Source organism: Roseomonas sp. CECT 9278 (genome assembly GCF_918698155.1).
GTDB lineage: Bacteria > Pseudomonadota > Alphaproteobacteria > Acetobacterales > Acetobacteraceae > Neoroseomonas.
In genome coordinates, this window is sequence record NZ_CAKKLX010000031.1 from 49,950 (window position 1) to 56,016 (window position 6,067).

Here is a 6,067-nt window from a genome sequence, read left to right on the forward strand (position 1 = left end):
GGGGCGCGGCCTATTCGGCGGTCGCGCCCGAACTGCGCACCACCTCCGCCCAGCGCGCCGCTTCCCGCCGTGCGAAGCTTGCCGCGGCCTCGCCGGTCAGGCCCGGGTCGGTCAGCGACAGCGCCGCCAGCCGGGCCACCAGGTCGGGCGAGGCCATCGCGCGCGGCACCTCCGCCAGCAGGCGCTGCACGCCCTCATTCGGTGTGCGGGCGGGAGCGAACATTCCGAACCAGGTGCTCGCCTCGAAGCCGGGGAAGCCCTGCTCCGCCACGGTGGGCACATCCGGCAACGTCGGGTCGCGCCGCGCGCCCGCCACCGCGATGCCGCGCACGCGGCCCTCGCGGATCAGCGGCAGGGCCGGCGGCAAGGATGTGCTGCCGATCGGCGCCTGGTTGCCCACCACCGCGGTCGCCGCCTGCGCCGGGCCGAAGGCGACGGGCGTGGCCTGCACGCCGGCGAGCGTCCGGAACAGCAGCTCGGCGCCCAGATGCGGCGTGGTGCCGGTGCCGGAATGGGCATAGGCCGAACCGGGATTGGCGCGCATCCAGGCCAGCAGTTCCGGCAGCGTCGTCGCGGGCACCGAGGGATGCACGAAGATGCCGTTCGGCGCGGTGGCCACCACCGCGATCGCGGTGAAGTCGTCCAGCGTGTAGCCGGCATTCCGATACAGCGTCGGGTTCACGCTGATGGCGGTGGAATGCATCAGCAGCGTATGGCCATCGGTCGCGGCCTTGGCCGCCTGGGTACCGAGGTTGCCGCCCGCGCCGCCGCGGTTCTCGACCAGCACGGGCTGGCCGATCGCCTCGGTCAGCTTCTGCGCGAGCGCGCGCGCCACCACATCGGTCGAACTGCCCGGCGGGAAGGCGACGATGATGCGCAAGGACCGGTCGGGCCAGGCGGCCTGGGCGATGCGCGGGGCCGCCGGCATGGCGATCGCGGCGGCGATGACGGCGCGGCGACCGGCGGCGATGGTCATGGCGGAACCTCCCTGCCCCCGCGCGTGGCAGGGTTGGCGGGAGTATGGCCGATTCCGCGGCGCGGTGTCACAGACCATGCGGGACCGCCGGCGCCCGGCCCGCCTGCCAACCCGGCCGCCACCTGGCGGGTGGGGCGGCCAGACGGTGCCGGCATTCTCGAACGGTCTCTCAGTGCCCCGGCGCCGGCCGGGTGCCGAGCTCGTCGAGCAGCCGGCGCAGTTCGTCCCGCCGCGGTCCCGGCTGGTCGACCAGCAGGGCGGGATCGCCCTCGCGCGCCAGCCGGGCGATGCGCGCCAGCGCCCGCATCCGCTGCTGGCGGCTGCGCCGCAAGCCCGCCGGCGCCCAGGTGAGGAAGACGCGCCGCAATTCCCCCGCGCCGAACAGCGCGTTCAGCTCGTCGGCCGTGACATAGGCCAGGAAGAGCACCAGCACCCAGATCTGCACCGCGATGAAACGGTCCCAGGAGAACCGCGCCTCGGCCTCGTTGAAGGCGGCGATCACGCTGCCATCGGCGACCAGCCCCTCGACCAGCGCCTCGACCAGGCGCAGCGCCATTACCACCAGCCAATAGACGAAGGTCTTGAACAGGATGGGGTAGAGCAGCGGCGCATTGTCGAAGCGGTGCATCAGCGGCATCGCATTGGCCAGCAGCACGGACTTGCCGACCAGCAGCGCGCCGGTGGTCGCGAGGGTGAAGGTGAACAGCTGCCGCCCGTAGCTGCCGGTCGTCAGGTGGGTGGTCAGCACGATCAGGTTGAAGCCGAGCGCGAAGAAGATGGTCGGCGGCAGCATCTCCCGCAGTTCGTGCCCGATCACCGACAGGATGCGGTGGCGCGCCATGGATCACCCTTTCGTGTCGATGCCACCGCCCATCTACACAGACTTCGCAGCGCCCGCGAGCGTGCGTGTCAGCCGCGGTCGGCATAGCCCTTCGGGCGGGCCTCCCGCCAGGCCCAGGCGGTGCGCACGATCTCCTCCAGCTCGCCATAGCGCGGGGACCAGCCGGTCTCGGCGCGCAGCCGGTCCGATGCCGCGACCAGCACCGGCGGGTCGCCGGCGCGGCGCGGGCCCATGGCATGCGGCACCGGGCGGCCACCCACGCGCCCGACCGCGTCGATCACCTGGCGGACCGAGGCGCCCTGCCCGCTGCCGACATTGTAGCGGCACGACCCATGCGTCTCGAGCCGCGCCAGCGCCGCCAGATGCGCCTGCGCGAGATCCGTCACATGCACGTAGTCGCGGATGCAGGTGCCATCGGGCGTGGCGTAGTCCTCGCCGAACACCGTCAGCGGCGGCCGGCGGCCGAGGGCGGCGTCGATCGCCAGCGGCACCAGGTGCGTCTCGGGGTCGTGGTCCTCGCCGGCGCGGCCCTGCGGGTCCGATCCGGCGGCGTTGAAATAGCGCAGCGCGGCATAGCGCAGCCCATGGATGCGTGCGGCCCATTCCAGGCCTTCCTCGACCATCCGCTTGCTGTCGCCATAGGGGTTCGACGGCGCGATCCGGCAATCCTCGTCGATCGGCACGCGGTCGGGGTCGCCGAACAGCGCGGCGGTCGATGACAGCACGAAGCGCAGGCAGCCGGCCTTGATGGCGGCCTCGGCCAGGCGGAGCGAATGGCCGACATTCTCGGCGATGTAGTGCAGCGGGTCGCGCATCGATGCGCCCACGATGGACAGCGCGGCGAAATGCAGCACGGCGTCGAAGCGCCAGGTCGCGAAGACCTCCGCCACGCGCGCGGTGTCGGCGAGGTCGGCCTCGACCAGCGTGGCGCCGGCGGGTACCGCGGCGCGATGGCCCTGGGTCAGGTTGTCGAGCACCACCACATCATGCCCGCGGTCGAGTAGCGCCAGCACCGCATGGCTGCCGACGAAGCCGGCACCGCCGGTGACGAGGTATCGGGACACGCGGGCGGACTCCGTGAGGTCGGCGGGCCAGGGCGCCGGGGCGCGGCGCATGGTTTCATCGCGGCGGACGCTGCTCTAACAATCGGGCATGCACAAGGCACTGCTGGCGCTTCTGGCGACCCTCCTGACCATGCTGCCGGGCGGGCCGGCGGCCGCGCAGGACATTTCGCGCGCCGAGAGCTGGGGCGCGGTCGCGGCGCCGGCGCCGGGGCCGGCGCGGATCATTGGCGGCACCTCGCTCGGCTGCATCGCGGGGGCGGTGCAGCTGCCGGCCGACGGGCCGGGCTGGCAGGCGGTGCGGGTGTCGCGCAACCGGCACTGGGGGCATCCGGCGATGGTCGCCTGGGTGCAGGATTTCGCGGCGGCGGCGCGCGCGCGCGGCTTCGCCGATTTGTGGATCGGCGACCTGTCGCAGCCGCGCGGCGGACCCATGACCTTCGGCCACGCCAGCCACCAGACCGGCATCGACGCGGATATCTGGTTCGACCTGACCCCCAAGCCGCGCAGCACGCCGGCGCAGCGGGAGAACATCCAGGTCGCCTCCCTGGTGCTGGCCGATGAATCGGGCGTGGACCCGCGGCATTTCACCGACCGGCACGTGGCGCTGATCCGGCTGGCGGCGGAACAGCGCGGGATCGACCGGCTGCTGGTGAACCACGCGATCAAGCGCGAATTGTGCCGGCGGCATCGCGGCGAGGCCTGGCTGCGCCGCGTGCGCCCCTGGCGCGGCCATGATTCGCACATGCATATCCGCCTGCCCTGCCCGGCCGGGCAGCCGGAGTGCCGCGACATCGGCGCGCCACCGGCCGGCGATGGCTGCGATGCCAGCCTGGACTGGTGGCTGACGCCCGACGCGCGCCGGCCGATCCCGCGCCCGCCCGGCCCGCCGCCGCGCATGCCGGCGGCCTGCGCGGGCGTGCTGGGCGCGCGCTGACCCGCCGTTAACACGCGCGACGTTACACGCTCCGGGCGAGCGCGTGCCGCGATCCGCGGCATGCACCACACCGGAGTGACATCATGCGCATTCGCGCCATCATCGGCGCCGCCGTCGCGGCCATCGCCGGCATCGCCATCCTGATCGGCGCGGTCGCGCTGACCGATGGCGCCCGCCGGCTGTCGCGCGACACCTCGGCGCGCGACCTTGCCACCGCCTATGGCGCGGTCAGCGCGCTGCCGCTGCTGGTCTCGGACGAACGCGCCTGGCTGACCCGCGTCCTCAGCGGCCCCGCCGCCGAGGTCGCGCCCAACCGCCAGCTGCTGGCCGATACCCGGTCGGCGCTGGACCGCGAGGTGGCCGCGCTGCGCGACGCCGCGCAGGCCGGCGCGGCCTTGCCCGCACCGGTCCGCGAGGGTCTGGAAAGGCTGGCGCAGGAGATCGCCGCGATCCGGCGCGACGCCACCGCGGCCGAGGCCCTCGCCCCCGAGGCGCGCCGCGCCGCGCAGCCCGAGCTGTCGAACCGCAGCCTGGCGCTGCAGGGCACGCTGACGCCGATGGTCAATGCGCTCGAGGGCCTCATTGCCGGCGCCGACGAAGCCCTGGGCAATGCCGCCGCGATCGCGCGCCTGACGCTCGACCTGCGCGAGGCGGTCTCGGGCTTCCTGGTGCCGATCGGCCCGGCGATCCGCGCCGCGCGCGCCCAGCGCCGAGGATCTGCGCCGCGCCGACGTCGCGCTCGGCCGCTTCGCCGCGCTCAGCACCGAGCTGGCCGGGCGCATGGGGCGCGAGCCGCCGCGTTCGCCGCTGGAGCCGGTCTATCGCCGCATGATGGCGGACGCCATCGGCGCGCCGATGCAGGTGGTCGACCGCGTGGTGGCCGATGGCCGCGCCGGGCGGCCCTATCGTGACGACACGGCAGCGTGGAACCGCGCGGTCGATGCCTTCCGCGGCGTCGCGGCGCTGCGCGAGGCGGCGGCCGGGGCGTTGCTGGAGCACGCCCAGCGGCGGCGCGACGCGGCGCTGCGCGACCTGCTGCTGGCCGGCGGCGCGCTGGCCGTTGCGCTGCTGCTGCTGGCCGTGGGCGCCATCGCCTTCCGCCGCCGCGTGCTGCGCGCGCTGGAGGAGATCACGGCGGCGACCACGCGGGTCGCGGCCGGCGACCTCGATACCCAGGTGCCGCACGCGACGCGGCGCGACGAGGTCGGCGAATTGGCGCGCGCGCTCACCATGTTCCGCGACGCCGCGATGCGCCAGCAGGCCGAACGCGCCGAGCGCGAGGCCGAGGCGAAGGCGCGCGCCGCCCGCGCCGCCACCATCGAGACGCAGGTGCATGCCTTCGACGGCATGGTCAATGCGGCCCTCGGCGAACTGGGCCACGCCGCCGAGGCGATGACGCGCGCGGCGCAGACCGTCAGCGTCTCCAGCACCGCGACGGCCGGGCGCGCCGGCACCGTCGCCGCGACCGCCGACCAGTCCGCCGCCGAGGTGCAGACCGTGGCGGCCGCGACCGAGCAGCTCAGCGCCTCGGTCAATGAGATCACGCGGCGCGTCCAGAGCGCGACGTCGATGGCGCGCGAGGCCGAGCAGGAGGCCTCGGCGGTCGATGCCAGCGTGCAGGGCCTGGCACGTGCCGCCCAGCAGATCGGCGAGGTGGTGCAACTGATCACCGATGTCGCGGCGCAGACCAACCTGCTCGCGCTGAACGCCACCATCGAGGCAGCCCGCGCCGGCGAGGCGGGCAAGGGCTTCGCCGTGGTGGCCAACGAGGTCAAGAGCCTGGCCGGTCAGACCACCCGCGCGACCGAGGAGATCGCGCGGCGCATCTCCGAGATCCAGTCCGCCACCGGCAGCGCGGTCGGCGCCATCCAGGGGATCGGGCGGCGGATCGCCGCCATGAGCACCGTGTCGGCCGAGATTTCCGGCGCGGTGGACCAGCAGGGCCATGCCACGCGCGAGATCGCCGAAAGCGTGCAGCGCACCGCGGTGGGCACCAGCGCGATGCGCGCCGAGATCTCGGAAGTGACCGTGGCGGCCGACCAGATGGGCGCGGTGACGGCCGAGATGATGAGCGCGATCGGCGCCGTGACGCGCCATTCGGACGGGCTGCGCGGGGAGATCGGGCAGTTCCTGCAGCGCATCCGTGCCGCTTAGCGCCGCCTGGCCCGCGCCGCCGGCGGCAGGCGTGGCGCAGCGCCCGGGTGGCGGGCGGCGCGCGCCAGCCCTGCGCCGCGGCCGGCGGGGCGTGGCGC

At 74.4% G+C, this 6,067-nt stretch carries 6 protein-coding genes; 3 read left to right on the forward strand and 3 right to left on the reverse strand.

Features of this window, described 5'->3' with window-relative positions; genetic code table 11:
- Nucleotides 1-10: 10 nt before the first annotated feature.
- From LQ222_RS18270 to galE, 3 genes are all read right to left on the reverse strand, one after another.
- Complete coding sequence (locus LQ222_RS18270; protein ID WP_230168275.1) at nt 11-976, reverse strand: tripartite tricarboxylate transporter substrate binding protein; 966 nt, start codon at nt 974-976, stop codon at nt 11-13.
- A 169-nt stretch (nt 977-1,145) separates the two neighbouring features.
- Nucleotides 1,146-1,817, reverse strand: coding sequence for a hypothetical protein (locus tag LQ222_RS18275; protein WP_230168276.1), 672 nt, complete (start codon nt 1,815-1,817; stop codon nt 1,146-1,148).
- A 68-nt stretch (nt 1,818-1,885) separates the two neighbouring features.
- Nucleotides 1,886-2,881 carry a UDP-glucose 4-epimerase GalE gene (galE, locus tag LQ222_RS18280; RefSeq protein ID WP_230168277.1) on the reverse strand — a complete coding sequence of 332 codons (996 nt, stop codon included), beginning with the start codon at nt 2,879-2,881 and terminating at the stop codon, nt 1,886-1,888.
- Between the two features lie 88 nt (nt 2,882-2,969).
- Here galE and mepA point away from each other — a divergent pair, with 88 nt between their 5' ends.
- From mepA to LQ222_RS18295, 3 genes are all read left to right on the forward strand, one after another.
- The gene (mepA, locus tag LQ222_RS18285) at nt 2,970-3,815 is read left to right on the forward strand and encodes a penicillin-insensitive murein endopeptidase (protein ID WP_230168278.1); all 846 of its coding nucleotides are present in this window, start codon (nt 2,970-2,972) and stop codon (nt 3,813-3,815) included.
- An 83-nt stretch (nt 3,816-3,898) separates the two neighbouring features.
- The gene (locus LQ222_RS18290; RefSeq protein ID WP_230168279.1) at nt 3,899-4,726 is read left to right on the forward strand and encodes a hypothetical protein; all 828 of its coding nucleotides are present in this window, start codon (nt 3,899-3,901) and stop codon (nt 4,724-4,726) included.
- Entirely contained in the window at nt 4,644-5,969 is a 1,326-nt protein-coding gene (locus tag LQ222_RS18295) for a methyl-accepting chemotaxis protein (protein WP_230168280.1), read from the forward strand. Before LQ222_RS18290 ends, LQ222_RS18295 begins: the two co-directional genes overlap by 83 nt.
- Nucleotides 5,970-6,067 lie beyond the last annotated feature (98 nt).

What these genes read in the sequence shown, in the direction of transcription:
- LQ222_RS18270 (WP_230168275.1), bottom strand. Translation starts at nt 976, where the DNA reads ATGACCATCGCCGCCGGTCGCCGCGCCGTCATCGCCGCCGCGATCGCC.
- LQ222_RS18275 (WP_230168276.1), bottom strand. Translation starts at nt 1,817, where the DNA reads ATGGCGCGCCACCGCATCCTGTCGGTGATCGGGCACGAACTGCGGGAG.
- mepA (WP_230168278.1), top strand. Translation starts at nt 2,970, where the DNA reads ATGCACAAGGCACTGCTGGCGCTTCTGGCGACCCTCCTGACCATGCTG.
- LQ222_RS18290 (WP_230168279.1), top strand. Translation starts at nt 3,899, where the DNA reads ATGCGCATTCGCGCCATCATCGGCGCCGCCGTCGCGGCCATCGCCGGC.
- LQ222_RS18295 (WP_230168280.1), top strand. Translation starts at nt 4,644, where the DNA reads ATGATGGCGGACGCCATCGGCGCGCCGATGCAGGTGGTCGACCGCGTG.